The sequence below is a fragment of the Streptomyces sp. NPDC060194 genome (assembly GCF_042728285.1).
GTDB lineage: Bacteria > Actinomycetota > Actinomycetes > Streptomycetales > Streptomycetaceae > Streptomyces.
The window spans coordinates 25,833-51,627 of sequence record NZ_JBHWZH010000015.1 but is presented as its reverse complement, the minus strand read 5'-3'; the positions used below and the strand labels follow the sequence as shown (position 1 = coordinate 51,627).

At 72.9% G+C, this 25,795-nt stretch carries 26 protein-coding genes and 2 pseudogenes; 10 read left to right on the top strand and 18 right to left on the bottom strand.

Annotated elements, in window-relative coordinates; translation table 11 throughout:
* Positions 1-77 precede the first annotated feature (77 nt).
* From ACFWEG_RS05455 to ACFWEG_RS05445, 3 genes are all read left to right on the top strand, one after another.
* Positions 78-1,160, top strand: coding sequence for an RNA ligase (locus ACFWEG_RS05455; protein WP_387209471.1), 1,083 nt, complete (start codon positions 78-80; stop codon positions 1,158-1,160).
* A complete protein-coding gene (locus ACFWEG_RS05450) occupies positions 1,160-2,068 on the top strand; it encodes an AAA family ATPase (RefSeq protein WP_387209469.1) in 909 nt (302 codons plus the stop codon). The genes ACFWEG_RS05455 and ACFWEG_RS05450 overlap by 1 nt, the downstream gene beginning before the upstream one ends.
* A 117-nt stretch (positions 2,069-2,185) precedes the next feature.
* The gene (locus tag ACFWEG_RS05445; protein WP_387209467.1) at positions 2,186-2,542 is read left to right on the top strand and encodes a DUF779 domain-containing protein; all 357 of its coding nucleotides are present in this window, start codon (positions 2,186-2,188) and stop codon (positions 2,540-2,542) included.
* A gap of 12 nt (positions 2,543-2,554) precedes the next feature.
* Here ACFWEG_RS05445 and ACFWEG_RS05440 read toward each other — a convergent pair whose 3' ends face one another.
* From ACFWEG_RS05440 to ACFWEG_RS05385, 12 genes are all read right to left on the bottom strand, one after another.
* A complete protein-coding gene (locus ACFWEG_RS05440; RefSeq protein ID WP_387209465.1) occupies positions 2,555-2,749 on the bottom strand; it encodes a hypothetical protein in 195 nt (64 codons plus the stop codon).
* A gap of 37 nt (positions 2,750-2,786) precedes the next feature.
* Positions 2,787-3,503: an ABC transporter ATP-binding protein gene (locus ACFWEG_RS05435; RefSeq protein ID WP_387209463.1), complete on the bottom strand. Its 717-nt coding sequence runs from the start codon at positions 3,501-3,503 to the stop codon at positions 2,787-2,789.
* Complete coding sequence (locus ACFWEG_RS05430) at positions 3,496-4,551, bottom strand: ABC transporter ATP-binding protein (RefSeq protein WP_387209460.1); 1,056 nt, start codon at positions 4,549-4,551, stop codon at positions 3,496-3,498. Before ACFWEG_RS05430 ends, ACFWEG_RS05435 begins: the two co-directional genes overlap by 8 nt.
* Positions 4,552-4,607: 56 nt before the next feature.
* Positions 4,608-5,513, bottom strand: a complete 906-nt coding sequence (locus ACFWEG_RS05425) for an ABC transporter permease (protein WP_387209458.1) — start codon at positions 5,511-5,513, stop codon at positions 4,608-4,610.
* Entirely contained in the window at positions 5,506-6,471 is a 966-nt protein-coding gene (locus ACFWEG_RS05420) for an ABC transporter permease (RefSeq protein ID WP_387209456.1), read from the bottom strand. The genes ACFWEG_RS05425 and ACFWEG_RS05420 overlap by 8 nt, the downstream gene beginning before the upstream one ends.
* Before the next feature lie 20 nt (positions 6,472-6,491).
* Complete coding sequence (locus tag ACFWEG_RS05415; RefSeq protein WP_387209454.1) at positions 6,492-8,084, bottom strand: ABC transporter substrate-binding protein; 1,593 nt, start codon at positions 8,082-8,084, stop codon at positions 6,492-6,494.
* Positions 8,085-8,184: 100 nt separating this feature from the next.
* Complete coding sequence (locus tag ACFWEG_RS05410) at positions 8,185-9,252, bottom strand: acyl-CoA dehydrogenase family protein (protein WP_387209452.1); 1,068 nt, start codon at positions 9,250-9,252, stop codon at positions 8,185-8,187.
* On the bottom strand, positions 9,249-10,430 hold the full coding sequence (locus ACFWEG_RS05405) for an acyl-CoA dehydrogenase family protein (protein WP_387209450.1): 1,182 nt from the start codon (positions 10,428-10,430) through the stop codon (positions 9,249-9,251). The genes ACFWEG_RS05410 and ACFWEG_RS05405 overlap by 4 nt, the downstream gene beginning before the upstream one ends.
* Positions 10,427-11,458, bottom strand: a complete 1,032-nt coding sequence (locus ACFWEG_RS05400) for an NADPH:quinone oxidoreductase family protein (RefSeq protein ID WP_387209448.1) — start codon at positions 11,456-11,458, stop codon at positions 10,427-10,429. Before ACFWEG_RS05400 ends, ACFWEG_RS05405 begins: the two co-directional genes overlap by 4 nt.
* Before the next feature lie 135 nt (positions 11,459-11,593).
* Positions 11,594-12,208, bottom strand: coding sequence for a helix-turn-helix domain-containing protein (locus ACFWEG_RS05395; protein ID WP_387209446.1), 615 nt, complete (start codon positions 12,206-12,208; stop codon positions 11,594-11,596).
* 5 nt (positions 12,209-12,213) lie between these two features.
* A complete protein-coding gene (locus ACFWEG_RS05390) occupies positions 12,214-12,930 on the bottom strand; it encodes a PIG-L deacetylase family protein (protein ID WP_387209444.1) in 717 nt (238 codons plus the stop codon).
* A gap of 22 nt (positions 12,931-12,952) precedes the next feature.
* Positions 12,953-14,239 carry an alpha/beta fold hydrolase gene (locus tag ACFWEG_RS05385; protein WP_387209442.1) on the bottom strand — a complete coding sequence of 429 codons (1,287 nt, stop codon included), beginning with the start codon at positions 14,237-14,239 and terminating at the stop codon, positions 12,953-12,955.
* 165 nt (positions 14,240-14,404) lie between these two features.
* Between ACFWEG_RS05385 and ACFWEG_RS05380 the strand changes: the two genes are divergently transcribed.
* Positions 14,405-15,127, top strand: coding sequence for a DUF2470 domain-containing protein (locus tag ACFWEG_RS05380; RefSeq protein WP_387209440.1), 723 nt, complete (start codon positions 14,405-14,407; stop codon positions 15,125-15,127).
* A 44-nt stretch (positions 15,128-15,171) separates the two neighbouring features.
* Here the strand turns inward: ACFWEG_RS05380 and ACFWEG_RS05375 are convergent, their stop codons facing one another.
* Genes ACFWEG_RS05375 through ACFWEG_RS05365 form a run of 3 tightly spaced genes read right to left on the bottom strand, consistent with a single transcriptional unit; the run spans position 15,172 to position 17,485 of the window.
* Positions 15,172-16,095, bottom strand: coding sequence for an ABC transporter substrate-binding protein (locus ACFWEG_RS05375; RefSeq protein ID WP_387209494.1), 924 nt, complete (start codon positions 16,093-16,095; stop codon positions 15,172-15,174).
* A gap of 47 nt (positions 16,096-16,142) precedes the next feature.
* The gene (locus tag ACFWEG_RS05370) at positions 16,143-16,817 is read right to left on the bottom strand and encodes an ABC transporter permease (protein ID WP_387209438.1); all 675 of its coding nucleotides are present in this window, start codon (positions 16,815-16,817) and stop codon (positions 16,143-16,145) included.
* Positions 16,814-17,485 (bottom strand): ABC transporter permease, encoded by a 672-nt coding sequence (locus ACFWEG_RS05365; protein ID WP_387209436.1) that lies wholly within the window; start codon positions 17,483-17,485, stop codon positions 16,814-16,816. Before ACFWEG_RS05365 ends, ACFWEG_RS05370 begins: the two co-directional genes overlap by 4 nt.
* Positions 17,486-17,604: 119 nt before the next feature.
* Here ACFWEG_RS05365 and ACFWEG_RS05360 point away from each other — a divergent pair, with 119 nt between their 5' ends.
* Positions 17,605-18,570, top strand: a complete 966-nt coding sequence (locus ACFWEG_RS05360) for a pirin family protein (RefSeq protein WP_387209434.1) — start codon at positions 17,605-17,607, stop codon at positions 18,568-18,570.
* A gap of 93 nt (positions 18,571-18,663) precedes the next feature.
* On the opposite strand, the pseudogene ACFWEG_RS05355 reads toward ACFWEG_RS05360, so the two are convergent.
* From ACFWEG_RS05355 to ACFWEG_RS05345, 3 genes and pseudogenes are all read right to left on the bottom strand, one after another.
* Positions 18,664-18,891 (bottom strand): annotated as a pseudogene (locus ACFWEG_RS05355) (WhiB family transcriptional regulator); the annotation flags it as partial.
* Positions 18,892-18,981: 90 nt separating this feature from the next.
* A complete protein-coding gene (locus ACFWEG_RS05350; protein ID WP_387209432.1) occupies positions 18,982-19,674 on the bottom strand; it encodes an ATP-binding protein in 693 nt (230 codons plus the stop codon).
* Positions 19,674-20,690, bottom strand: a pseudogene (locus ACFWEG_RS05345) (hypothetical protein). Before ACFWEG_RS05345 ends, ACFWEG_RS05350 begins: the two are co-directional and overlap by 1 nt.
* Before the next feature lie 464 nt (positions 20,691-21,154).
* Here ACFWEG_RS05345 and ACFWEG_RS05340 point away from each other — a divergent pair.
* From ACFWEG_RS05340 to ACFWEG_RS05320, 5 genes are all read left to right on the top strand, one after another.
* Positions 21,155-21,610: a helix-turn-helix domain-containing protein gene (locus tag ACFWEG_RS05340; protein ID WP_387209430.1), complete on the top strand. Its 456-nt coding sequence runs from the start codon at positions 21,155-21,157 to the stop codon at positions 21,608-21,610.
* 350 nt (positions 21,611-21,960) lie between these two features.
* Positions 21,961-22,431, top strand: a complete 471-nt coding sequence (locus ACFWEG_RS05335) for a hypothetical protein (RefSeq protein ID WP_387209428.1) — start codon at positions 21,961-21,963, stop codon at positions 22,429-22,431.
* Between the two features lie 8 nt (positions 22,432-22,439).
* A complete protein-coding gene (locus tag ACFWEG_RS05330) occupies positions 22,440-23,621 on the top strand; it encodes an MAB_1171c family putative transporter (protein WP_387209426.1) in 1,182 nt (393 codons plus the stop codon).
* The gene (locus ACFWEG_RS05325) at positions 23,618-24,211 is read left to right on the top strand and encodes a hypothetical protein (RefSeq protein ID WP_387209424.1); all 594 of its coding nucleotides are present in this window, start codon (positions 23,618-23,620) and stop codon (positions 24,209-24,211) included. Before ACFWEG_RS05330 ends, ACFWEG_RS05325 begins: the two co-directional genes overlap by 4 nt.
* Positions 24,212-24,595: 384 nt before the next feature.
* The gene (locus ACFWEG_RS05320; RefSeq protein WP_387209422.1) at positions 24,596-25,711 is read left to right on the top strand and encodes a hypothetical protein; all 1,116 of its coding nucleotides are present in this window, start codon (positions 24,596-24,598) and stop codon (positions 25,709-25,711) included.
* Positions 25,712-25,795 lie beyond the last annotated feature (84 nt).

Genomic DNA, 25,795 nt, shown 5'->3' with positions numbered 1-25,795 from the left:
CCGATAATCAGATGAAATGCCAGGTCGCGCGCTGCCATCATCAGCGGGTCCCCACCCCGGCCCGTCAGGAGAGGCCAGTGTTTCCCCAGCTCGGTGACCTGCTCGACCACGGTCTGCTCGCGCGCGCCCTCGACGAGGGTCACGTCCGCGTCCAGACCCACCCCTCGCTGCCGCTGCGCATTCTCAACTACACCGAGAAGGCCCAGTTCGAGCGCGCGTGGAACGACGTCACCCGCCGGTGCCGAGGCCTGGTCGTCGACGAGCGGGACCGGGTGCTCGCCCGGCCGTACGCGAAGTTCTTCAACCTCAGCGAGCACCCGGCCGGCACCTTCGCGCCGGACGCGCCGGTCGCGGTGACCGACAAGATGGACGGCTCGCTCGGCATCCTCTACCCGACGCCGGACGGCCACGCGGTCGCCACCCGCGGTTCGTTCGCCTCCACGCAGGCGCTGCACGCGACCCGCGTCTGGCGTGAGCGGTACGCGGCGGCGAACACGCCCGTGCCGGGCGTCACCTACCTGTTCGAGATCATCTTCCCGGGCAACCGGATCGTCTGCGACTACGGCCCGCTGGACGACCTGGTGCTGCTCGGCGGGGTCGACACGGTGACCGGGGACCCGGTCCCGGCGGCCGAGCTGCCCTGGACCGGCCCCCGGGTGCCGGACTTCGCCTACGCGACGCTCGCCGAGGCGCTCGCGGCGGTGCCGCGGCCGGGCGCGGAGGGGCTGGTGCTGCGCTTCCCCCGGCAGGACCACACCATGGTCAAGATCAAGCAGGACGACTACGTGGCCCTGCACAAGATCATCTTCGGTCTGAGCGCCCGGGGCGTCTGGGAGCGGCTCGGCGCCGGCGAGACCACGGCGGCGATCTGCGAGGCGCTGCCTGACGAATTCCACGGCTGGGTCCGGGGCGTCGCCGACGACCTGACCGCCCGCCGGGACGCGGTCCTGGCCGAGGCCGACGCCGAGCACCGCCGGATCCTCGGCGAGCTGCCCGACGGCTGGACCCGCAAGGAGTACGCGGCGCTCGCCGCGCGCTCGCCCCGACGGGCCTGGCTGTTCCTGCTGCTCGACGGCAAGGACCCGGCCGACCGGATCTGGTCCACGCTCCGCCCCGAGGGGGACCTGCGCCCCGTCACCGTCACCGAGGACGCACTCTGATGCCCACCCTGCACATCACCCGCGGCCTGCCCGCCAGCGGCAAGACGACCTGGGCCCGCGCCTGGACCGCCGAGGACCGCGCCGGGCGCGCCCGGGTCAACCGCGACGACCTGCGCGCGATGCTCGACTCCGGCGAGCACGTCAAGGGCGTCACCGAGCAGCGCGTGATGGCCGTGCGCGACGCGGCGATCCTGCGCCTGCTCGGCAAGGGCTACGACGTGGTCTGCGACGACACCAACCTGCCGCAGCGGGTCGCCCGGGACCTCGCCCGGCTCGCCCTGCGCGCGGGCGCGGAGTTGCGGGTGCACGACTTCACGCACGTCTCCGTCGACGTGTGCGTCGAGCGGGACGCCGCCCGGGAGCGTTCGGTCGGCGAGGAGGCCGTGCGCGGGCTCCACCAGCGGTTCCTGGCGGGGCAGTCGTCGCCGCTGCCGCTGCCCGAGGAGGCGGAGACGGCGGTCGTCGCGGGCCGCCCCTACGCGGCGCGGCCGGGGACGCCGAAGGCGGTCATGGTCGACATCGACGGCACGGTCGCGCTGATGACCGGCCGCAGCCCGTTCGACGAGACCCGGGTGCACGAGGACGGTCCGAACGCGGCGGTCATCTCCGTCGTCCGGGCCATGCACGCGGCCGGCCACCGGATCGTGTTCCTGTCCGGGCGCACCGACGGCTGCCGCGAGGCGACGGAGGCGTGGCTGAAGGAGCACGTCCCGGTGCCCTACGAGGGCCTGTTCATGCGGCCGTCCGGCGACTCCCGCAAGGACTCGATCGTGAAGGTCGAGCTGTTCGACGCGCACGTGCGCGACGCCTACGACGTCGTCTGCGTGCTCGACGACCGCAGCCAGGTGGTCAGGGCCTGGCGGGGTCTCGGGCTGACCGTGCTCCAGGTGGCCGAGGGCAACTTCTGACGCCCCCCCTCCAGTACGGGCGGCCCGCCCGCGCTGCCGGAGGGGTTCCGGCGGTGCGGGCAGGCTGCCCATACTGGCGGGGACCGGCCGGTGTCGCGGCCGGGAGAGGGGCGCGCCATGTCCGACCTGCCACGGGTGGAGCTCACCGCCGACGCCGCGGACCTCGTCCGGCGGCTGCGGGAGAAGCACGGTCCGCTGATGTTCCACCAGTCCGGCGGCTGCTGCGACGGAAGCGCGCCGATGTGCTACCAGCGCGGGGAGTTCAGGACCGGGGCGTCCGACCTGCTCCTGGAGTCGCTCGACGTGGAGGGCCTGGGCGAGCCGGTGGAGTTCTGGATCTCCCGCAGCCAGTACGAGCTGTGGAGCCACACCCGGCTGATCGTCGACGTGGTGTCCGGTCGGGGCGGCGGGTTCTCGCTGGAGGCGCCGGAAGGGGTGCGGTTCCTCATCCGGTCGCGTGTGCCCGGGAGTTGAGAAGGGGCCGGGTCAGAACCCGATCCCGCTCACCATCTTCGCCGTGGAGCTGAGCCCGTTCTCGATGCTCGGCGCCGCCTGCGTGCCCGCGAGCAGGAAGCCGAGCAGCACGCAGATCACGGCGTGCGAGCCCTTGAGCGCCCCGCTGCGCATCATGACCGCCGCGATGATCAGCAGCAGGACCAGCAGGGAAATGGTGATGTCCATCGTCGGCCTCCTCCGCCACGGGGACCCACCCCGCGGTTCACGGGGTCAGTGTGGCGGAGGATTCCGGCGGAACGGGCGTACCGGGCGTGCGCCGAAAGTGTGTTGACTGCGCGTCACCGAGGTCACTCCACGTGACGGTGCGGTCGCACCAGCGGGTGAGGAGGGTGCGGTCGTGGCCGACGGCGAGCAGGCCCGCGCCGGTCTCGGCGCGGTACTCCTCCACGACGCCGACCAGCGCGGCCGCGGTGGAGGCGTCGAGCATGGCGGTCATCTCGTCGCAGATGAGCCAGCACGGCCTCAAAACCAACGCCCGCGCCAGGCAGGCCCGTTGGAGTTGTCCGTCACTGACCTCGTGGGGTCGGCGGGTGAGCAGTTCCGCGGTCAGGCCGACCCGGTCCGCCCAGTCGCCGGCGTCGGGGGCGCGGCCGGTGGCCCGGAGGGGTTCGGCGACGATGTCGGCGAGGCGCAGGCGGGGGTCGGCGGAGAGGCGGGGCTGCTGGAAGACCACGCCGAACGCGGTCCGCTGGTCGCGCGGGGCCCGGTGGCGCCAGCCGTGGACGCGGACGCCGTCGAGGACCACCTGCCCGGAGTCCGGCCGGTGGAGCAGCGCGGCGACCCGGGCGAGCGTCGACTTGCCGCAGCCGCTGGGCCCGAGCAGGCCGACGGACTCGCCGTCGGCGACGGTGAGCGAGACGTCGCGGACGACGGGGGCGCGCCGGTCGTAGCCGGCGGTGATGCGGTCCAGTTCAAGCACGGGCCGGCTCCGTCCTCGCCGACAGCGCGGTCAGGGGGTGGTGGCAGGCCACACCGTCGGTGAGCGGCGGGACGGTGGCGCAGTCGTCGGTCGCGCGCGGGCAGCGGGGGGCGAAGGCGCAGCCGTCCGGAAGCGCACCGAGTTCGGGCGGCTGGCCGGGGACGGGGACGAAGCGCCGTTCGGGCAAGGCGTCGAGGAGGCCGCGGGCGTAGGGGTGGCGGGGGCCCGCGCAGGGCTTCGCAGCACCGGCCGGCCGGGCGAAGAAGGCTTCGGCGTCGGCGAGTTCGACGATGCGGCCCGCGTACATCACCGCCACCCGGTCGGCGATCCGCTCGGCGGCCGCTAGGTCGTGGGTGATGAGCAGCAGGGCCCGGTCCGTGCCGATGTGGCGGCGGAGTTCGTCGACGGTCCGCTCGACGAGGTCGCGGTCGAGGCCGGTGGTGGGCTCGTCGGCGAGCAGCAGGGGCGCGTCGCCGATCAGGGCGAGCGCGGTGGCGGCACGCTGGGCGAGGCCGCCGGAGAGCTCGTGCGGGTAGCGGTCGAGGTGCCCGGCGGGGAACTCGGCGCGGGCGGCGGCCCGCTCAGCGGCCGCGCGCAGCTCGCGGCGGGGCACCCCCGTCAACTCCCGGACGGTCTCCTGCAGTTGCGACCGGACCGTGCGGACGGGCGTGAGGTGCGCGGCCGGGCTCTGTGGGACGAGTCCGATCCTGCGGCCCCGGACCGTGCGGGCCAGGGTGCGCTCGTCGGCGCTCAGCAGGTCGGTGCCGCCGAGGAGGGCGCTGCCGGAGACGGTCGCGTTGGCGGGGAGCAGGCCGAGCAGGGCGGAGGCGAGGACGGACTTGCCGCAGCCGCTCTCGCCGACCAGGGCCAGGCACTCCCCCGCCGCCAGGTCGAAGCGGGCGTCGGTGACGGCGGCGATGTCCCGGCCCCCGCGCATCCGGAACCGGACGGTGAGGTCGCGGACGGCGAGGACGGGGTCTTCGGGCGCGGCGGCGGGCCCGGCAGTGGGCCCGGGAGGCGCGTCGGGCACGTCACGGGCATCGGGCACGTCACGAGCGTCGGGCACGGCACCGGCAAAGGGCACGGCGGACTCGGCGGGCGGGGTCACAGCATCAGCTCCGATCGGCGGCGCGGGTTGATCCGCTCCCGCCAGGCACCGGCGAGACCGGCGACGGCGAGGGTCGGGACGATGATGAACAGGCCGGGGAACAGGGTGGGCCACCAGTCGCCGGCGAGCAGCGAGCCGCGGGCGCTCTGGACGAGGTTGCCGAGGCTCGCCTCGTGGGTGGGCAGCCCGAGGCCCAGGAACGACAGCGCGGACTCGTGCCAGATCGCGTGCGGCACCATCAGGACGGCCGCGAGCCCGGCCTGCGGCAGCACCGCCGGGACCAGGTGCCGCCGGGCCACCCGCAGCCGGGACGCGCCACCGGAGATCGCCGCGTCGACGAAGGGGCGGGAGCGCAGGGAGAGCACCTCGGCGCGGACGATCCGGGCGGTCGACACCCAGTGCGTGAGCGCCACGGAGACCACCACCGGCCAGACGCCGGGGCGGAACATCGCCACGATGAAGATGCCGAGCAGCAGGTGCGGCACGGACGTGAACACGTCCACCAGCCGCATCACCAGCCGGTCGGCCCGCCCCCCGAGCGCCCCGGCCGTCGCGCCGACGACCGTGCCGATCACCGTCGCGGCCAGTGCGGCGACCAGGCCCACGACCAGCGACACCCGCAGCCCGTAGACGCAGCGCAGCAGCAGGTCGCGGCCGACGTCGTCGGTGCCGAAGGGGTGGGCCCAGGAGGGCGGGGTGAGCTTGAGCGCGAGGTCGACCGCCTGCTCGTCGAGGCGCACCACCGGCGGCACGACGAGGACCGCGAGCGCGATCGCCAGGACGACGACGGCCGAGGTGCGCACCCGCAGGTCGCGGGCGGTCGGCCGCCTGAGGAGGGCCCGCTTCGCGAGGCGCCGCTCGGGCAGCGGTCGCTTCGGGGACGGGACGCGGGATTCAGCCATCGAAGGTCACCCTCGGATCGGCGAGACCGTACAGCAGGTCGGAGAGCAGGTTGCCGACGAGCACGGCCAGGGTGGCGAGCACGGTGAGCGCGGCGAGCAGCGGGAAGTCGACGGAGGTGGCGGCCTGGACGGTCGCCGCCGCGATGCCCGGCCAGCTGAACACGGTCTCCACCAGGAGGGCCCCGGTGATGAGCTCGGGCACCCGGGAACCGATCAGCGTGAGCACCGGCAGCATCCCGGAGCGGAACGCGTGCCCGAGGAGCACCGTCCGCTCGGAGAGCCCGCGGGCCCGGGCGCCCCGGACGGGGTCCTCCGCCAGCGCGTCGCCGACGCCCTGGCGGACGTAGAGGACGAACCACGGCAGCTGGGCGACGGCGAGGACCGCGGCGGGCAGGACGAGGTGCTCGGCGACCTGACCGGCGGTGACGGTGTCGCTGCCGGTGTCGGTCAGCCCGCCTGCCGGCAGCACGCCGAGCTGGAGCGCGAAGAACCAGACGGCGAGCAGCCCGAGCCAGAACGGCGGGGCGGCCTCCAGGGTGTACGCGGCGGAGGTGATCATCCGGTCGAGGCGGCCGCCCTGACGGCGGCCGGCCAGCACCCCGAGCAGGGTGCCGAGGACGATCGCGAGGGCGAAGGCGGTGACGGCGAGCAGCGAGGACCAGCCGATCCGCTCGGCGATGACGTCGGCGACGGGTTGGCGCATGACGGCCGACTGCCCGAGGTCGCCCTGGACGGCCGCGGTCAGCCACTCCCACCAGCGGGTGACCAGCGGCTGGTCGACGCCGAGGTTGGCGCGGATCCGGTCCAGGTTCTCCTGCGAGGCGGTGAGCCCGGCGGTGCCGGTGTACGCCTTGACGGGGTCGAAGGGGGACGCGGCGGCGACGGCGAACACGCCGAAGGTGACCGCGAGCAGGACCGGGACGGCGTGGACCGCCCGCCGTCCCGTCATGCGGGCCATGTCCCCCCAGGGGAGGCGGGTCACTTCTTGAACTGCCAGTCCTCGACGTTCCACCACGGGCCGGTCGCGAGGCCGTGGTCGTGCGGCTCGACCTGGTGGGTGATCGAGGCGAAGTCGTCGTCCATGACGTAGACGTGGTCGATGTGGGTCAGGAAGGTGTAGCCGGGGTTCTCGACCAGTTCGCGCTGGACGGTGTCGTAGGCGGCCTTCCGCTCGGCCTTGTCACCGCTCTCGCGGCCGGCCTGCAGCGCTTTGTCGACGGCCGGGTTGGCGTAGTGGGCCATGTTGTTGAAGCCGTCGCCCGCGAGCTTCGAGTTCAGCAGGGTGTACTGGTCGAAGTCGGGGTCGGCGGGCGCGCCGCCGCCGGCGAGGACGGCGTCCTTCGGCATCCGGGGCTCGATGACCTCCCAGGTGCCGGCCTGCACCTTGACCTCGATGCCGGCCTTCTTGGCGTCGGAGGCGTAGGCGAGGGCGTGGTCCTGGCGGAGCTTGTCGCCGGAGACGTACCAGAGCGGGAAGGAGGCGCGGACGCCGTCCTTGCGCCGGATGCCGTCGCTCCCGGGCTTCCAGCCGGCGTCGTCGAGGAGCTTCTTCGCGGTGTCGAGGCTGTGGGTGCGCTCGGTGCCGGCGGTGAACCACTCGCTGTCGGTGGGGACGGGGCCGTACGCCTCCTTGCCGGCGCCGTCGAGGATCCGGTCGACCATCGCCTTGCGGTCGACGGCGACGTCGAGCGCGCGGCGGACGGCGGTGTCGCCGGTGACCGGGTTGCCGGTGGGGAGGGTGACCGTGCGGTAGTCGAACGACGGGGCGCGGTAGGTCTTCTTCCCGTCGTCCTTCGCGAAGGTCCTGGCGAGGTTCGGCGGCAGGATCGCGCCGTCGAGGTCTCCGGAGCGCAGCCGGGTGGCGCGGATGTCGTCGTCCTTGACGATCGCCATGGTGAACTTCTTCACCTCCGGCGCGCCGCCCCAGTAGTCGGGGTTGGCCTCGAAGCTCAGCTTCTCGCCCTTGGACCAGCCCGCGAGGGTGTACGGACCGGTGCCGACGGGCTTCGTGGTGAACGGGCCGGTGTTGACGTCCTGCTTGCCGGCGACGTGCTCGGGCGCGACGGGCTGGACGGTCCGCTCGGCGAACGGGGCGTAGGGGTACTTCAGGCGGAAGACGACGGTGTCGTCGCCCTGGGCCTCGACGCTCTTCAGCGCGTCGAGTTCGCCGCGGGAGGGGTTGTTCGTGCCCGGGTCGAGGATCGTCTCGTAGGTGAAGACGACGTCCTTCGCCGTGAACGGCTCCCCGTCGCTGAACTTCACGCCCTGGCGCAGGCGGTAGGTGTACGTCAGGCCGCCGTCGGTGACCTCCGGCAGCTCGGCGGCGAGGGCCGGCCGGAGGTTCATGTCGACGTCGTGGGTGAGCAGGCCGTCGAACAGCTTGGAGTTGCCGTCCTTGCCGTAGCCGAGGAGCGGGCTCAGGCTGTCGGGCTCGTAGGCGATGCCGACGACGACGGAGTCGCCTCCGGCGCCGTCCGTGGTGCCGCCGGGCTTCGAGCAGGCCGCCGCGCCCAGCGCCAGCGTTCCGGCCAGCGCGGCCGCGACGGCTCCTCGTATCGGTCGGCCGGTCATGAGCACCCCTGTTGAAGATCGTTTCTTATTGCGAACCAGTCGCAATTAAACACCAGGTAAAGGAGTGCCTGGTCAGGGGGTGTCGAGGACCTGCCGGGGCTCAGTCGGCCGTCGGCAACGGCTCCGGGAGGTCGACGAGTTCGGCGAGGCGGGCCCGGTGGCGGCCCGGGGTGCCGAGCGCGATGTGGTCGGCCTTGGCCCGCTTGAGGTAGAGGTGGGCCGGGTGCTCCCACGTCATGCCGAGCCCGCCGTGGAGCTGGACGCACTCCTCGGCCGCGTGCACGGCGACCTCCGAGCAGTAGGCCTGCGCGAGCGCGACGGCGACCTCGGTGTCCGGGTTGCCGGTGGCGAGCGCGTCGGCCGCGTACCGGGCGGCGGCGCGGGCGTTCTCCACCTCCAGCCAGAGCTGGGCGAGCCGGTGCTTGATCGCCTGGAAGCCGCCGACGGGGCGGTTGAACTGCTTGCGCTCCTTGAGGTAGCGCACGGTCTCCGTCAGGCACCAGTCGGCGAGGCCGAGTTGCTCGGAGGCGAGCAGTCCGGCGCCGGCGAGGAGGGCGCGGCCGACGGCGGCGCTCGCGTCGCCGGGGAGCCTCACGCCGGTGCCGCCGTCGACGTCGGCGAGCGGGCGGGTGAGGTCGAGCGGGGTCAGCGGGGTGGTCTCCGCGTCCTCGACGGCGTACAGGCCGTCGGGGCGGAGGACGAGGAGTACGTCGGCGCCGGCCGCGTCGGCCACCGTCGTCGAACTGGAGGGGCTGTAGTGCGGCAAGGTCGCGAAGGAGATCGCGAGGGCGACCCGCTTGCGCCCCGCCGCCAGGTCCGCGAGCAGCCCGGCCACCGTCGCGTCGCCGGTGTCGAGCGCGAGCAGCGCCTCCGCGGCCATGACCGCGCCGGTCAGGTAGGGCGCCGGGGCGGCCGCCCGGCCCAGCTCCTCCAGGACGACGGCCGCCTCGCGGTGGCCCGCCCCCTGCCCGCCGAGCTTCTCGGGCACGAGCAGCCCGTTGAGCCCCATCGCGGCCAGCGCGTCGAGGAGCGCCGGGTCGTACGGGTCGCCCGCCTCGGCGCGGACGGTGACGGCGGCGGGGTCGTTGAGGTCGGTCAGCAGCTCGCGCACGGCGGCGCGCAGGTGCTCCTCGTCCTCGGAGTACAGGAGGTCGGCGGCGGTGCTCATCGGGCGAGGTCCTTCCATGCGACGTCCTTGTCGGTGCGGGGCTCGGCGGGCAGTCCGAGGACGCGTTCGGCGACGATGTTGAGCAGGACCTCGCTGGTGCCGCCCTCGATGGAGTTGCCCTTGGAGCGGAGGTAGCGGTAGCCGGCCTCGCGGCCGGTGAAGTCGACCAGCTCGGGCCGGCGCATGGTCCAGTCGTCGTACAGCAGCCCGTCCTGGCCGAGGAGTTCGACCTCCAGGCCGCTGATCTCCTGGTTCAGCCGGGCGAAGGCGAGCTTCATCCCGGCGCCGGCGGGGCCGGGGTGGCCGGCCACGAGCTGCTGACGCAGCCGCTCGGCGGTGAGCCGGCCGACCTCGGCGTCCACCCAGAGGCGCAGCAGCCGCTGGTGCAGGTCGTTCGTGCGCAGCTCGGGGCGCTCGCGCCAGGTGGCGGCGATCGGCCCGATCATGCCGCCCTCGCGGGGCAGCCGGGCGCCGCCGATGGCGACGCGTTCGTTCATGAGGGTGGTCTGGGCGACCTTCCAACCCTCGCCGACCCCGCCGAGCCGGTGCGCTTCGGGGATGCGGACGTCGGTGAGGAAGACCTCGTTGAACTCCGCCTCACCGGTGATCTGCCGCAGCGGCCTGACCTCGACGCCGGGGTCGGTCATGTCGCAGACGAAGTAGGTGATGCCCTGGTGTTTGGGCAGGTCCGGGTCGGTGCGGGCGATGAGGATGGCGAAGCGGGCGAGGTGGGCGCTGGAGGTCCACACCTTCTGCCCGTTGACGATCCAGTCGCCGGTCTCCTCGTCCCGCACGGCCCGGGTGGCGAGGGCGGCGAGGTCGGAGCCGGCGCCCGGTTCGCTGAAGAGCTGGCACCACACCTCCTGCCCCAGCCACAGCGGGCGCAGGAAGCGCCGCTTCTGCTCGTCGGTGCCGAAGCGCAGGACGGTGGGCGCGGCCATGCCGAGGCCGATGCCGATCCTGCGGGGGTCGTTGTCGGGGGCCCCGGCGGCGGCGAGTTCGGCGTCGACGACGGCCTGGAGGGCGCGGGGCAGGTCCTGGCCGCCAAGGCCCTTCGGGTAGTGGACCCAGGCGAGTCCGGCGTCGAAGCGGGCGGCGAGGAAAGCGTCGGGGTCCTCGAAGGAGTGGGTGGCGAGCAGGTCGCGGACCTGGGCGCGCAGGTCGTCGGCGGTGGTCATCGGGCGGCTCCCTCGGCTCCCGCAGCGGCTTCCCGGGCTTCCGGTGCTCCCGGACCCTCCAGGCCTTCCGGGGCTGCCGGGAGGACCACGATCCGGCCGGTGCTGCGGCCGTCGGCCACCCGCTGGACGGCCTGCGCGGCCTGCGCGAACGGGACCCGCTCGCTGACCAGCGGCCTGACCACGCCCTGCTCGGCGAGTTTGGTCAGCTCCTCGTGGCAGCGGGCGATCGACGCCGGGTCCTTGGCGGCGTACAGGCCCCAGTGCAGGCCGAGGATCGCGTAGTTCTTCACCAGCGCGTGGTTGAGGGCGGCCGAGGGGATGTCGCCGCTCGCGAAGCCCACGACGACGATCCGGCCCTCGAACGCGACGCACTTGACGGACTTGGCGAACGCGTCGCCGCCGACCGGGTCGTAGACCACGTCGGCGCCCTTGCCGCCGGTGAACTCCTTCACCGCGGCGACGATGTCCTCGGTGCGCCGGTCGATCACCAGGTCGCAGCCCAGCTCGCGGGCGACGGCCGCCTTCTCCGGGCCGCCGACGACGCCGATCACCCGCGCCCCGGCCGCCTTGCCGAGCTGGACGGCCGCGCTGCCGACGCCGCCGGCTGCCGCGTGGACGAGCAGGGTCTCGCCGGCGCGCAGGTTCGCGCGGCGGTGCAGGCCGAACCAGCCGGTCTGGTAGCCGATGTGCAGGGCGGCGGCCTCGGCGTCGTCCAGGGCGTCGGGGGCGGGCAGGACGGCCGCCTCGTCGACGACGACGTACTCGGCGAAGCCCCCGTCGGGCAGCGCGGGGGTGGCGATGACCCGGCGGCCGTCGGCCGTCTCACCGCAGACCTCCACTCCCGGGGTGAACGGCAGCCGCGGGCGGACCTGGTACTGCCCGCGGCAGAGCAGCGCGTCGGGGAAGTTGATGTTCGCGGCCCTGACGCGGAGCTTCAGCTGCCCGGGACCGGCCTCCGGCTCCGGCACGTCGTCCAGGCGCATCACCTCGCCCGGCTCGCCGTTCTCGTGCACTCGCCATGCCTGCATCGGGGCCTCCGGACGTCGTCGATGGGTCGGCTCACCGACAGACTAAGCGGTCGCTTGCCCGCGACGGAAGCCCCTTCCCCGGGCCCTGACGGAAGCCCCTTCCCCGGGCCCCGGCCGATGCCCCGACCCGGGCCGCTACGCGCCGCGCGGCCGCGCCCGGACGTGCATCCGCTCGCCCTGCGGCCCGAACAGGCTCAGGAACTCGACCGGCCCGGAGTCCGCCGGGCCGAACCAGTGCGGGACCCGGGTGTCGAACTCGGCCGCCTCACCGGGCCGGACGACGAACTCGTGCGGGCCGAGCCTGACCCGCAGCCGGCCGGAGAGGACGTAGAGCCACTCGTAGCCCTCGTGGGTGCGCTGGTCCGGCTCCTCGCACGGCTCCCGGCCGCCCTCGATCACGATCTTGTAGGCCATCAGGCCGCCGGGCCGGTGGGTGAGCGGGTACATGGTCCGGCCGTGGCGGCGGATCGGCTTGGCGCGGACCCGGGGGTCGCCGACCTGGGGCGCGCCGACCAGTTCGTCCAGCGGGACGCCGTGGGCGCGGGCGATCGGGAGCAGCAGTTCCAGGCTGGGGCGGCGGCCGCCGGACTCCAGGCGGGAGAGGGTGCTCACCGAGATGCCGGTGGCCTCGGAGAGGGCGGCCAGGGTCGCCCCGCGTTTCCGGCGCAGGGCGCGCAGGCGCGGGCCGACCTCGGCGAGCACCAGGTCCAGGTCGTCCTCGGGGCCGTCGCCGGCGGAGGGGGCGGTCACGTCGCTCAGCGCCCGATGACCTCGAAGGTGACGTGCGAACCGCACATCTGCGTCATGAACCCGCGCGCGTACGCCTCCGGGTCCTCGTCCGTCAGCCCCTCGATGTAGGCGCGGTGGGCGAGGAGCGAGCGGACCGCGCGCTCGAAGCCGGGCCCCGATGCGACGGCGTGGGTGGGCCGGTGGGAGCCGGCGACGGCGACCCAGCGGACGCCGTCCCAGCGTTCGGGACCGGCGTCGGGGAAGATCCAGCGGTTGCCGGCGTCGGAGGCGGCGTCCAGCGTGGCCCGGCCGACGGCGACGTGGTCGGGGGTGTTCCAGGCGACGCCGTCGCCCCAGGTGTCGTGGTGGTTGAGGGTGACGACGAGCTCGGGGCGGTGGCGGCGGATCGCCGCGGCGATGTCGCGGCGCAGACCGACGCCGTACTCGACGACGCCGTCGGCGTGGTCGAGGAACTCGACCGTCTCCACCCCGACGACCGCCGCGCTCGCCCGCTGCTCGCGCTCGCGCAGCGGGGCGCACGCGTCCGGGGCGATGCCGTCGATGCCGGCCTCGCCCCGGGTGGCGAGGAGGTAGACGACCTCGCGGCCCTCGTCGGTCCACTGCGCGACGGCCGCCGCGCAGCCGTACTCCAGGTCGTCGGGGTGGGCGACGACGCACAGCGCGCGCCGCCAGTCGTCGGGCATCGGGGGCAGGGTCGAGGCGTCGGGCGCGGTGTCGGTCATGGACGGGAGGCTACGGCAGCCCTCACGCCTCGTCGCGGACCAGCGCGAGGAGCCGGTCGAGGACGCGGGGGCCGCCCGCGCGGACGCCGTCGTGCTCGAACTCGTCGGTGACCCAGGTGCGCAGGCCGCGGATCGAGCGGGCGGTCTCGAGCGAGTGGGCGGTGTCGACGTACATGTCGTCGTGGTAGACGGCCGCGGCGACGGGGACCTCGTTGGCGGCGAGCCGGGCGGGGTCGTACAGGCGCGGCCAGTCGTTGCGGGCGGCGAGGAGGTCGGCGGTCTCCCGCAGCGGGCGCAGGGCGGGGTCCTCGACGAAGTGCCAGGGGTGGATCGTCTCGCCGGTGAACGGCACCGGGCCCTCGCGGCCGGCGTCGAACTGCGGGAACTCGGCGCGAACGCGTTCGGCCGACCAGTCGGTGGGGCGCTCGCCCTGGCCGTAGATCGACTCGTGGACGAGGGCGTAGAGCGGGTGCGCGGCGAAGGAGAGCCGGGCCTGCACCTCCTCCTGGAAGGCGTCGGAGAGCGCGGGGCCGGCGGGGGTGCGGACGAAGGCGTCCTCCAGGAGGTAGTGGAGCTGGTGGCTGCCGTCGCCGCCGCCGAGCAGGATGCCGAGGGACTGGAACGCCTCGACGGTGAGCCGGTAGCCGTTCGGCAGGGTGACGGGCCGCTCGGCGAGGTGGTCGGCGATCCGCCGGGCGCGTTCGACGTCCTGCGGGTAGCGGGCGTAGTGGGCGGCGGTCTTGCGGGCGATGCGGGGGTAGGCCGCGCGGTAGACGTCGTCGGCGTGCGCGTCGAGGGACGGTAGGCCGCCGGTGATCAGCGCGGCGGCGAGTCCCTCGGGGGCGGCGGAGAGGTAGTGGGTGGCGCAGAAGCCGCCGAAGGACTGGCCGAGGACGGTCCAGGGGGCGCCGCCGGTGAGCCGCTTCCGGACCAGTTCGCAGTCCTGGACGATCGCGTCGGCGCGGAAGTGGGCCAGGTAGTCGGCCTGGGCCTTCGCGTCGCCGCGCAGCGGGAGCGTCTGGCGGGTGGCGGGGGTGGAGCGGCCGGTGCCGCGCTGGTCCAGGAGCAGCACCCGGAACTCCTTGAGGGCTCGACCCAGCCAGCCGGGGGTCCCGGTGAACCGGTTGGCGCCGAAGCCCGGTCCGCCCTGGAGGTACACCAGCCACGGCAGCGGCGCGCCCGCCTGCCGGGTCGCGACGACCTCCCGCGCGTACACCGCGATCTGCTCGCCGTCGGGCTGCGCGTGGTCGAGCGGCACCTGGAGGTGGTGGTCGGTGAGGACGACGCCGGGCTGGCGGTACGAGGGCACGGGCACTCCTGGATCGTTGGGCTCCGCTTCAGTTCAGCACAGCCGGGTGGACGGGGGCGGCGGCGGGTGGGTCCCGGCCGGATCCGGACCGGGGCCGCGTGTGCCGCTTGAGCTCGCGCCGCGATCTCAGTTAGGTTAGGCATGCCTAACCATTTGGAGGTCGGAATGAGTGTCCGTCAGCCCTGCCCCGGCGCCCCCACCGCCGCCGAGCACGTCCGTTCCGTGCTCGCCTCGGCGTGGGCGTGCGCGGTGACCATGGACGGCTGCCGCGAGGACCTGGTGGGGGCGCACGGCGTCACCGCCGGCGGTGCCCTGCGCCTGCAGGTCCCGGCGGACAGCGTGGTCGCGGCGGGCGCGCTGGTCGCGCCGCGCGGCGAACCGTCCGTCCTCCTGGAGTTCGCCGACGTCTCCCCCGTCGCCGTACGGGACCGGGTGCGGGCGCGGGTGTTCCTGTCGGGGTGGCTGGCGCCGGACGGGGACGGCCTCGTGCTGCGGCCGGCCCGCGCGGTGCTGCGCACGGCCGCGGGACCGGTCTGCGTCGACCTCGACGAGCTGGCCGAGGCCTTGCCCGACCCGCTGGCCGACGCGGAGGCCGGACTCCTCATGCACCTCGCCGACTCCCACGGCGACGCGGTCGAGCAGCTCACCCGGCTCGTCGACCCCGACAGCCTGCAGGGCGTGGTGCGGGTCACCCCGCTGGCCCTCGACCGGTACGGGCTCACCCTGCGCCTTGAGCGGCTGCGCGGGCACGGCGACGTACGGCTGGCGTTCGCCGAGCCGGTCGCGGACGCCTCCCAAGTCCCGCTTCGCATGCACCAGTTGCTCGCGTCGGCGAGCCGGGCGGCCCGGCGGCGGCCGTACCGCACGTCGCTCATCCCGCCGGTCTGAGCGGTGCGTGCGGTCAGAGCGGTGCGTGCGGTCGGAGCGGTACGTCACAGCAGGCCCTTCGACTCCAGATAGGCCCGCGCCACGTCCTCGGGCAGCCGCCGCCAGCTGTCGACCTGCTCGTTGAGCGAGGCGAGGTCGGCGGTGGTGAGGACCTCGTTCAGCCGCTCCAGCGCGGCGACGACGTTTCTCCCGCCGGCCCGTGACCGGTTGACGACGGGGACGACGAAGTCGGCGTTCTGCAAACGCTTGTCGTCGGTGAGGAGGACGAGGCCGAACCGGTCGAGCGTCGCGTCGGTGGTCGTCGTCGCGACCATCTGGTTCCGGCCGTTCTGCACCGACTGCTTGGCGGGGGTGGTGCCCAGGCCCTTGGGGTCGATGCCGGTGATGTCGATGCCGTAGGTCTTCTCCAGGCCGGGTGCGCAGTACGGCCGCTGCACGCACTCGTCCCCGGCGGCGAGCCGTACCCTCTCGCCCGACCTCCCGAGGTCGGTGAGCGTCCTCAGCCGGTGCCGCTCGGCGTACGACCGGGCCACGGCGTACGCGTTCTGGTCGACGGCCCGGCCCGGGTCGAGGACGGTGAGGCCGCGGGGGGCCGCCAGCCTCCGCAGGGCGGCCATGGTGGCGTCGAGGTCGGGCGAGCCGACGGGGTCCGCGTCGGAGCCATGGGCCTTGGCGTTGAGCCAGTCGGCGAAGGTCGCCGCGTACTCGGGGACGACGTCGATCTGCCCCGCCTCCAGGGCGGGTTCGTACAGCTCGCGGTTGGTGACGGAGAGCGTCTCCGTGCCGTATCCGGCCCGCCGGAGCAGCAGGGCGTACATCTGGGCCAGCAGGTCGCTCTCGGTGAAGCCCGCCGACCCGACGACGAGGTGCTGCGCGTCGCCGGGCGGGGCGGTGACCTCGCCCCGGTCCTCCAGGGAGGGCCCGGTGGCGCAGGCGGCGAGGAGCGCGCAGGCGGCCGCGAGCAGCAGGGTGCGGGGCCTGACGTGGCGCCGGTAGCGCCTACGGCGACGGGGGCTCACGCGGCGCTCACCCGTGCCCAGCGCGGCCCGAACCGCTGGGCGAGCGCGAAGACCGCCTCGACGAGCAGCGCGAGGACGGCGACAAGGACCGCGCCCGCCACGACCTGCGGGGTCGAGGCGAGATTGAAGCCCGCGGTGATGATCCGGCCGAGTCCGCCGCCCCCGGCGAGCGCGGCGATGGTCGCGGTGGCGACCAGCTGCACGGCCGCGATCCGCACCCCGGTCAGGATCATCGGCATGGCGAGCGGCAGTTCGACCCCCTTCACCGTCTGACGCCCGGTCATCCCCATCCCCCGCGCCGCCTCCACGGCGTCCCGCTCCACGCCCCGTATCCCGACGTAGGCGTTGGTGAGCAGCGGCGGCACCGCGAACAGCACCAGGGCGACGACGGTCGGCCCCTCTCCGTACCGGCCGAGCGGGGTGAGCAGCAGCAGGACGAGGACGGCGAAGGTGGGGACGGCGCGGCCGACGTTGGAGATGTTCACGGCGAGCGCCCCGCCCCGGCCGAGGTGGCCGAGGACCACCGCGACGGGCAGGGCGATCAGGCAGCTGATGAGCAGGCAGACGACGGTGAGCACGAGGTGCTGGGTGAGCCGGTGGGCGATGCCGCCGTCCCCGGACCAGTGCGCGGGGTCGGTGAGCCAGGCCCAGGCGTCGGCGAGCGTGCTCACACCCGCTCCCAGGGGGTGAGCACGCGCTGGAGGCCGAGCAGCAGCAGGTCGGCCGCGACGGCGATGACGACGCAGAGCACGGAGGCGGTGAGCACCTGCGCCTTGAAGTAGGTGTTCATGCCGGCGTAGATGAGGTTGCCGAGGCCGCCGAAGCCGACGACGGCGCCGATCGTCACGAGCGAGACCGCCGAGACGGTGGCGATCCGCAGCCCCGCCATCGCGGACGGCAGCGCGAGCGGCAGTTCGACGGTCAGCAACTGGCGCAGCGGCCCGTACCCCATGCCCCGGGCGGCCTCCCGGGTCTCCTCGGGGACGGCCCGCAGCCCGGCGAGGATGTTCCGCACCAGCAGGGTGAGCGAGTAGAGGACGAGTCCGGCGACCACCAGCGAGGCGGACAGGCCGTAGACCGGGAGCAGCAGGGAGAACATCGCGAGCGACGGGATCGTGTAGAGCACGGTGGTGAGCGCGAGGACGGGTCCCGCCGCCGCCCGCCACCGCCGGGCGAGCACCGCGAGCGGCACCGCGAGGACCAGCGCGACGAGCACGGAGACGGCCGTGAGCTGGAGGTGCTGGGCCACCGCGTCGAGCAGGATGTCCCGGCGGGTGCTGAGGTACTCCCCGCAGATCCAGTCGTTGCGGGCGAGGCAGTCGTCCGGGGGCGCGGTCACTCCCCCATTCCAGCCCGGCCGCGGCCGGCCCGGCATCTCCTGGTGGCCCGTACGGGCAGCGCAGGGGGTCGCCGTGATCCGGGGGCGCGTCAGGTGCGACCTGGTGTTGGATGGGCGCCATGAGCAACCTCGACCTGCACCCCGTCCCCTCCGTGTGCGGCGGCCGCGCCGACGTGACCGCCGAGCCGGTGCGGGAGCTGCTCGAGCCGAAGCGGGTCCGGCTCGGCGAGTCCTCGGAGGTGCGCCGGCTGCTGCCGAACCTGGGGCGGCGGATGGTGGGCGCGTGGGTCTTCGTCGACCACTACGGCCCCGACGACATCGCCGACGAGCCGGGGATGCGGGTCGCGCCCCACCCGCACATGGGCCTGCAGACGGTGAGCTGGCTGCACGAGGGCGAGGTGCTGCACCGCGACAGCGTGGGCAGCCTGCAGACCGTGCGGCCCCGCGAGCTGGGTCTGATGACGTCCGGGCGGGCGATCAGCCACTCCGAGGAGACCCCGCGCGAGCACGCCCGCTTCCTGCACGGCGCCCAGCTGTGGGTCGCGCTGCCGGACGCGCACCGGCACGTCGACCCGCACTTCGAGCACCACGCCGAGCTGCCGACGGTGACCGCGCCCGGTCTCACGTCGACGGTGATCCTCGGCTCGCTGGACGGAGCCGTCTCGCCCGGCACGACGTACGGCCCGCTGGTCGGTGTCGACCTGACGCTCCGTCAAGGAGCCGAGCTACGGCTGCCGTTGGAGCCGGACTTCGAGTACGCCGTCCTCTCCATGTCGGGCGAGGCGCACGTCGACGGGGTGCCCGTCCTGCCCGGCTCGATGCTCTACCTCGGCTGCGGCCGCCGTGAGCTCCCACTGCGCGCGACCTCCGACGCGGGCCTGATGCTGCTCGGCGGCGAACCGTTCGACGAGAAGATCGTCATGTTCTGGAACTTCATCGGGCGCGACCACGAGGAGATCGCCCGGGCCCGGGAGGACTGGACGACCGGATCCCGCTTCGGCACGGTCCACGGCTACGACGGCGCTCCGATCCCCGCGCCGCCCCTCCCCCCGGGCACCCTGAAACCGCGGGGCCGCACCCGCTGAACTGCGACAATGCCACCGCGGCGCCTGCACATGCACTCCTCGCCGCAGGCGCTGCGTCGGCCGGGTCGGCACCGACCGGTCGACACCGGAATCCGCTCGCACGCACCCGAGGGCGGCGTCCAGGCAGGCGCGGCGGACCGGGCACTGGGCGCAGAGCGCCTTCGCGGCGGCGATCTTCTCCGTCTCGTCGGGATCCGGGTAGAAGACCTCCGGGTCGACGGGGTTGTACGCGGCGCTTCGGCATACCGCGTCGTCCTGCCAGGTGTGATCGCGGAGCCGGCGGTGGCGACGCGGGGCGGAAGTAGGGGTGTTGTGGGGCATGGAAAAACTCCGTTCGCTCTTCGCCCGCGGCAGGCGTCGGCGGAGAGGCGTGGTGCGGTACGAGGGTGGTCGGCGCGGCGCCTGCAGCGGTCAGGCGGCGGGTCGTCTGCGGTCGACCGGCTCGAACTCGACGCGGGTGGTCATCTGCCGCAGCCGGGACGCGACCCGGTCCCCGACGTACGCGCGCAGGTCGCTGATGCGGAGGTTGGTGGTGACGAGCGTCGGCAGCTCGAGGTTGTAGCGGCGGTTGATGAGCCGGTACGTCGTCTCCTCGACCCACTCGCTGGACTTCGCCGCGCCGAGGTCGTCCAGGATCAGCAGCGGGCAGCGACTGACCCGGGCGAGCTCGCGCTCGCTGTCGACGCCGGGGCGCGGGCGGAGCTCGGCGTAGAGGTCCGCGGCCGTCGTCGCCTGCCAGCGCACGCCGATCCCCGACCGCACCAGCGCCCGGACCGCGCCGTACGCCTGGTGGGTCTTGCCAGCGCCGACGACGCCGGCCATCAGCAGGCTCGGCCCGGTGGTGACCTGACGCCTCGCGCCCCTGCCGGGGGCCTCGGCCCGGTCGGCGACTTGGCGGACCCAGTCGAGGACCTGGGGGTGGTCGGCGAGCGCGTCGCGGTAGCGGGGCGGCATCCCGGCCGACAGCGCCTCGAGCCGCGTGGGGGCCGGGGGCTCGTCGGCGGTGGCCTCGACGGCGGCGCGGGGGATGTTCCGGTCGGCCAGGATGCGGGTCATCCGGTCCAGGGCTCCGGCGCCGAGGAGCTGGGGCTCGCGGTGCGGCATCACAGCTCCTCGGCGTAGGCGGCGGCAGCGTCGGCGGGGTTGGTCCACGCCTGGTGAGCGGGGACGGTGGCCCGGAAGTCCGGCCGCGCCCCGCCGGGGCGGGCGTTCATCGCCTCGTTGACCATGCTGGTCAGCACGCTCGGGTGCTTGGGGTTGGCGGCGAAGCGCGCCAGGCCGGCCCGGACGTGCTCCGGGGCGATGCCCTCCTCGAGGAGACTCTTCGTGACCTAGCTCAGGTGCCCGAGCACGCTCTTCGGCGGCCGTACCGCGCACCGGTTGACGTACTCCCCGACGAGGTCACCGGCCGAGACGTCCGGTGCGGGCGCTCCGCCCCCCGTAGGGGAAGAAGATCCAGGATCCAAGATCCTAGATCCAGGCGCCGAGCCCTCGGCGAGGGTTCCGGAAGGGTTCGGGGAGCCCTCGCCGAATGCCCTCTGACCTGCACTTTCCGCGTCGGAGGAGTCCGGGTTACCCACCGGGAGCCCGGGGGCATCCCCGGAGGCCTTCGGGACGCCGCTGGCAGGGGCAGGCAGCGTGGGGGCGGGTCCGGCGGGCAGATCGAGGGCTCGGGGAGGGTTCGGCGAAGCCTCGGCGAGCCCTCCGGGAGCGGTCGGCGACCCCTCCCTCCGCTTGCTGCAGGTGTCCTTGCAGGGTGCGCACCGGCCGGCGGCCTGGTGCTGCGGGCAGGAGGGCAGGCGCGACTGGCTCGGCTTGTCGATCTTCTGGTGCTCGGACCACGTCACGACGTGGAGGTACCGGCGGCCGTCGCAGCCGGTGTACCGGCAGACGAGGCCGGCGTTCGCGAGCTGGTGGAGGTCGTCCTCGACGTGCACCGAGGTGTGCTCGGCGCGCAGCGGCCACAGCACGCCGGCGATGATCGCCGCGTTGTCCCGGTGCCGGCCGTGGTCGTCGGCCTGGGTGAGCAGCCCGAAGAAGGTGCGCTCGGCCTCCACGGTCACCTCGGCGAGCGACTCGGAGATGAAGGCTTCCGGCTTGATCGTTCGGATACGCGCCATGTCAGCGGCCCCCCTCGGCGGTGACCAGGTCACCGCGGACGAGCACCGCCCGATGCACGTCGAACGTGTGGGCCGACGTCCGACCTCGCTCCGGAGTCAGGGCGACGGGCCGACGCACCGGCCGAGCAGCCCGAAGCCGCTCGACGGGCGGGGGTGCCGCGCTGTCCTGATCGGTAAACGGCATGCAATACTCCCGTGCTTGGGCGGTGACCCGGTCGTTCTCGTGCAAAAGCCCGACCGGTCACCGTGATGTGTATCCGCCCCTCGGGGCTTTCGGCGTCCGGGAGTTGGTAGCTCCCGGACGCCGTTTCTCGTCTGTGTCCCGCGCGCCGCGCGGCCTGCTGGTGCCCCGACCCCCACCCCTCGTTTCCATGAGTCGATGATCTCGGGACGACACTAGACCAGCAAATATGATCACCGTCAACCAGGGAAAATGAAGCGCGTGCTGTACTGTTTCGCCAGTCGTGCAGTACAGCCCCAGAGACGAGGACGCGATGAGCGACGGAGCCCCGACGCCGCGGCGCAGCCTCGCCGACAAGCTCGACTACCTCTTCGAGACGGTGCGCCCGCGCGGGCGCGGCCCGTATACGTACGATGAGGTCGCGACCGAGATCGCGAAGCGCGGCGGGCCGACGGTGTCCGCCAGCTACATCTGGAGCCTGCGGACCGGCAAGAAGGACAACCCCACGATGCGCCACCTCGAGGCGCTCGCGGAGTTTTTCGGCGTGCCGCCGGCGTACTTCTTCTCCTCCGAGGACTCCGAGCGCATCGAGTCAGAGCTGGCCCTGCTCGCCGCGTTCCGCGACGCCGAGGTGCGGGACGTGGCCCTGAGGTCCTCCGGGCTATCCACGGAGACGCTGCAGACGATCCGGGGCTTCGTGGAGAGAGCGCGGGCCCTCGAGGGCTTGAACGAGGACTGAATTCGACTCGCCGGCACCCGCCGCAAGCGATATGACATTCACCATGACGGTGGCCGCATGACTCTCCGGCACTCAACAACATACAGCGAGCGCCGTTTGGTCCGATTTGCCCATGCATTCGCCTGATGAGCAGTCAGTGGATCATGAATTTGGTTGCGTATTCATCTTTCCGTGGAAAATGTTGCGCCGTACATCGGAAAGCGTGTTCTGCAGGGGGAAGCAATGCACGCCGCACCGCATCTATGATGAGAGCGGGCCCGAGAGTTACCTGCGGAGGCTCCTTGTCCTGGTTTAGTCGCCGCGTTTCCGTCGACCGCGTGACGCGAAGTCGGGAACGCTGCGAGGATCTGGTGCGATCCCTCGACATCCAAGTCCCCTTCGACGTCGAGTCCCTGTGCAGGAGCATCGCCGAACAGCGCGGACGTCCCCTCTACCTGCACAGCATGCCGGGGGTCTGCGGCACCGACATCCCTTGCGGAGCGTGGCTCGCGACCGCGACGGCGGACCATGTGTTCCATGAGGAGTCGACCAGTCCTCTGCCTCAAACGCACATCATCTTGCACGAGTTGGGCCATATGCTTTTGGGTCATCGCTCTGCTCTTGGCGCATCCGATGCCGGAATCGGCGCAGCACTGTTTCCCAACCTGTCGCCGGATATGGTCACGAGCCTGATGAAGAGGGCCAGTTACAATACCGAGGACGAGCGAAGCGCCGAGTACCTGGCAGGTCTCATCGCCTCCAGGGCCGACCTGGAAACCAGAAGGATAAGTGGGCGCGAGCCTGTTCTTCAACGGCTCGACGACGCTCTGAGTGATACCTGAGATATTCCATGATCTTCCTTATTCCGGCCGCCCTTCTCTGGGCCGTCGCCCTGTGGCGCGCCCCCGCGGCCCTGCGCGACAAGCGAAAGCGCCCGCTGTGGAGCGCGTTCCTCGGCCTCGCCATCGCGATCACCATCAAACCCGTGGCCGTCGCCTCCGCCCTCGACGCGGCGCTCGGCCTGCACAACGTCGCCACCCTGGGCAAGCATCTGGCCGGCATCCTCGCCGCCCACTCGGTCCTGACGTTCGTCCACGACATGGCCGACGAACGCCGCCCCGAACTACGCGGCTCGCGACAGCACGTCGCCGTTCCCGTCGCTGCGGCCGTCGGCCTCACCGTGCTGTTCCTCGCGGCTCCGCAACCGCGCGAGGTGGACGACATCCTCACCTCGTACGCCACGGACTGGCGCATCGCCCTGTACGGCCTGATCTGGTGCGCCTTCCTGGCGACCGCGCTGCTCAGTGCGACGCGTCTGTGCCGCCAGTGGGGCCGCCACCCCGAGGCGGGCCTCTTGGGGCGCGGCCTGCTGCTGACCGGTACGGGAACGGCGATCGGCATGGTCTACGCGGCGCACCGCGTGTTCGCCCTCGTTTTGCGGTTCCTGGAGGTCGACGCGCTCTCCGTCGACACCGACCGCGTGATCAGCAACGGCCTGCTCTTCGGCGCGCTGCTGTTCATCATCGCCGGCAGCACGCTGCCCGTCGGACGACGCCTCACCGCCTGGTACGCCGCCCACCGCGATCTGGTCGCCCTGCACCCGCTGTGGTTCGACGTCACCAGCGCGACCCCCGGCGTACGGTACGAACCCCCGCGCGGCCGCATACCCGAGGCGCTCGACTTCCGCCGTAGTCGAGCCCGGCTCTACCGCCGCGGAATCGAGATCCGCGACGCCGTCCTCGTCCTCGGCTCCCACACGCCGGCACCCCTGCGTGAGAAAGCTCAGGCCTACGTCACCGACCGGGGACTCGTCGGCGCCGAGGCAGCGGTCACCGCGGAGGCCTGCTGGGTGCGAACCACCCGCATCATCCACTCCGACAAGGGCCACTCCACCAAGGGCCTCATCGTCCCGCCCGCCAGCGGCGGCCCCGACCTCTCCTCCGAAACCCAGGCGCTGAAGCAGCTCCCGACGGCCTACCGGTCCGACCTCGTCCGCGACTTCGCCCTGGCCAACTCCCAGGACCCCCGATGAGCACCGCCACCCCCACCGCCCCGCGCCTGGCCCGCGTCATCACCGACGCCCTGGCCCCCGCCTACCTCGTCATGGGCATCCTCCTCCTCGTCGGCTGGCACAGCACAGGCGATCTGTCCGGGCTGGGCTGGGGCGTCCTCGCCGCGCTCTTCTGCGGCGGCATCCCCTTCGCCGTCATCCTGCTCGGCGTCAAACTCGGCCACTGGACCGACAAGCACGTCAAGATCCGCACCCAGCGCGCCATCCCCCTCAGCGCCACCATGGCCTCGGTCCTCCTCGGCGTCTCCCTCCTCGTCGTCTTCGACGCCCCCCAGGAGGTCCTCGCCCTCGTCATCGCCATGCTCGTCGGCCTCGCCGCGACCACGGCCGTCACCATCTGGTGGAAGGTCTCCGTCCACACCGCCGTCGCCGCCGGCGTCGTCACCATCCTCATCCAGGTCTACGGCCTCGCGATGACCCCCCTGCTCCTCGCCATCGCCGCCATCGGCTGGTCCCGGGTCGCCCTGCGGGACCACACGACGGCCCAGACCATGGCGGGAGCAGCTTTGGGCGCGACTGCGGCCGCGGTGACCTTCGGGCTCCTGAGGTAACCAGAGGATTCCCTGATCACCTACAAGGGGGTGTCTCTATGTCTCTCGTCAAATCTGTCATTGCTCGACGCAGGCAACCCCGTGCTCCTCTATGACGAAGACGGCTGGGTGCCGAGTTGGGGCGAGGGCCCCCATGACGGCCTGCGCTACGCGGCCGCATCACTGCGGCAGTGGTTGTGGACCTGGGCCACTGGTGGTGACGTCTGGGCCGAAGCGTTCAGCCTTCCATAACCGATACACATAGCTGCCTTCAGCTCCGCTCAGCAGCCTCGTCATTTTGAAACGATCAGTAAGCTCACGCTCGCCGCGTGATCAACAACCGCGTGTCGACCATCACGGGGGAAAGACCCTACCCGCCCCGGCAGGTGTGCCAGCATGCCCTGCATGTCCACCAATCCCATAAACGCAGGGTCCGCTCAGCGCGCGGCCCGACTCGTCGCCACCATCCCGGCTCCGCTGGAGCCCGGCTCAGCCGAGGCACCGTTCGTCCTGTACTCGGCGGGGCGCCGGCTGGTCGTACAGCGCGCCGACACCGAACTTGCCGTGCTCGACCCCACGTCAGGTGACGTGATGCGTTTCCCCGCCCCCTGGCCCCGCGAGCTGGGCACGGTCACGGTTTCCCCCTCGGGTGACGTCGCCGTGTTCAGCGGACTGCATGCGGTGCGGGCGGTGGAGGCTTCGGGGGCGACGCGCTGGGAGGTGCGCCACGCTTGCTGGGCCGATGCATGTCCCCACATGCACGAGGAGTTCGCCCATTACGCCGACGACTGCGGCGAGGACGGTGAGCACGAGTACGCCGACAGCGGCTCGGCGGCCTTCTCCGCCGACGGCAAGCTCGTGTGGGCACATGTGCGCGGACCGCTCGCGGATGATGGGGAGGACGTGGAGTCCGACGAGTTCTGGCTGGTCCTCGACGCCGCCGACGGCCGGGTTTTGGCACGGACGGGCACGGGCACCGTGGCCTCGGGATCCTTCCACACCGTGCACCCCGACCCGGCACAGATGGGCCTGAGTATCGGCGAGGGCGAGGAGGGTTCCCCGACGCTCTGGGGCCGCCTTGACGGCGGGGTGCTGTCTGTACGGAAGATCGACGACGAGACCGTGCTCCTCGGCGTGAGCCCTTCCGGCCGGCATCTCCTCGCCACCGATGCCCAGCAGGACGCGCTCTATCTGCACGCGGCGGACGACGGCGCGATGCTGCGGGACCTGGACGCGGACGACGCCGTGTCACCGCATCCCCAAGGGGGCCGTGTCCACTGGGACTTCGATGCGGTTTTCACCGACGAGACCACGGTGGTGGCGGGCACCTCGGGCAGCGACGCCGGATACGGACCGGGCCGCCATTGGCTGGTCGGCACGGACGACATGGCGCTGCGGGCGGAGATCGCCTATCCGCAGCCCGTCGCGGGACCGGTACAGGCCGCGGGCGAAGGTGCCTGGTACACCGTCTCCGAGGACCGCGCTGCCGTACTCGTATGGGAGTTGGCACAGGAGGACTGAACGCCTCCCGCGCAGGAGGACTGACAACCCCCGTGGCAAGGCACGTACGCGAAACGGCCCGCCGGTCCGAGGACCGGCGGGCCG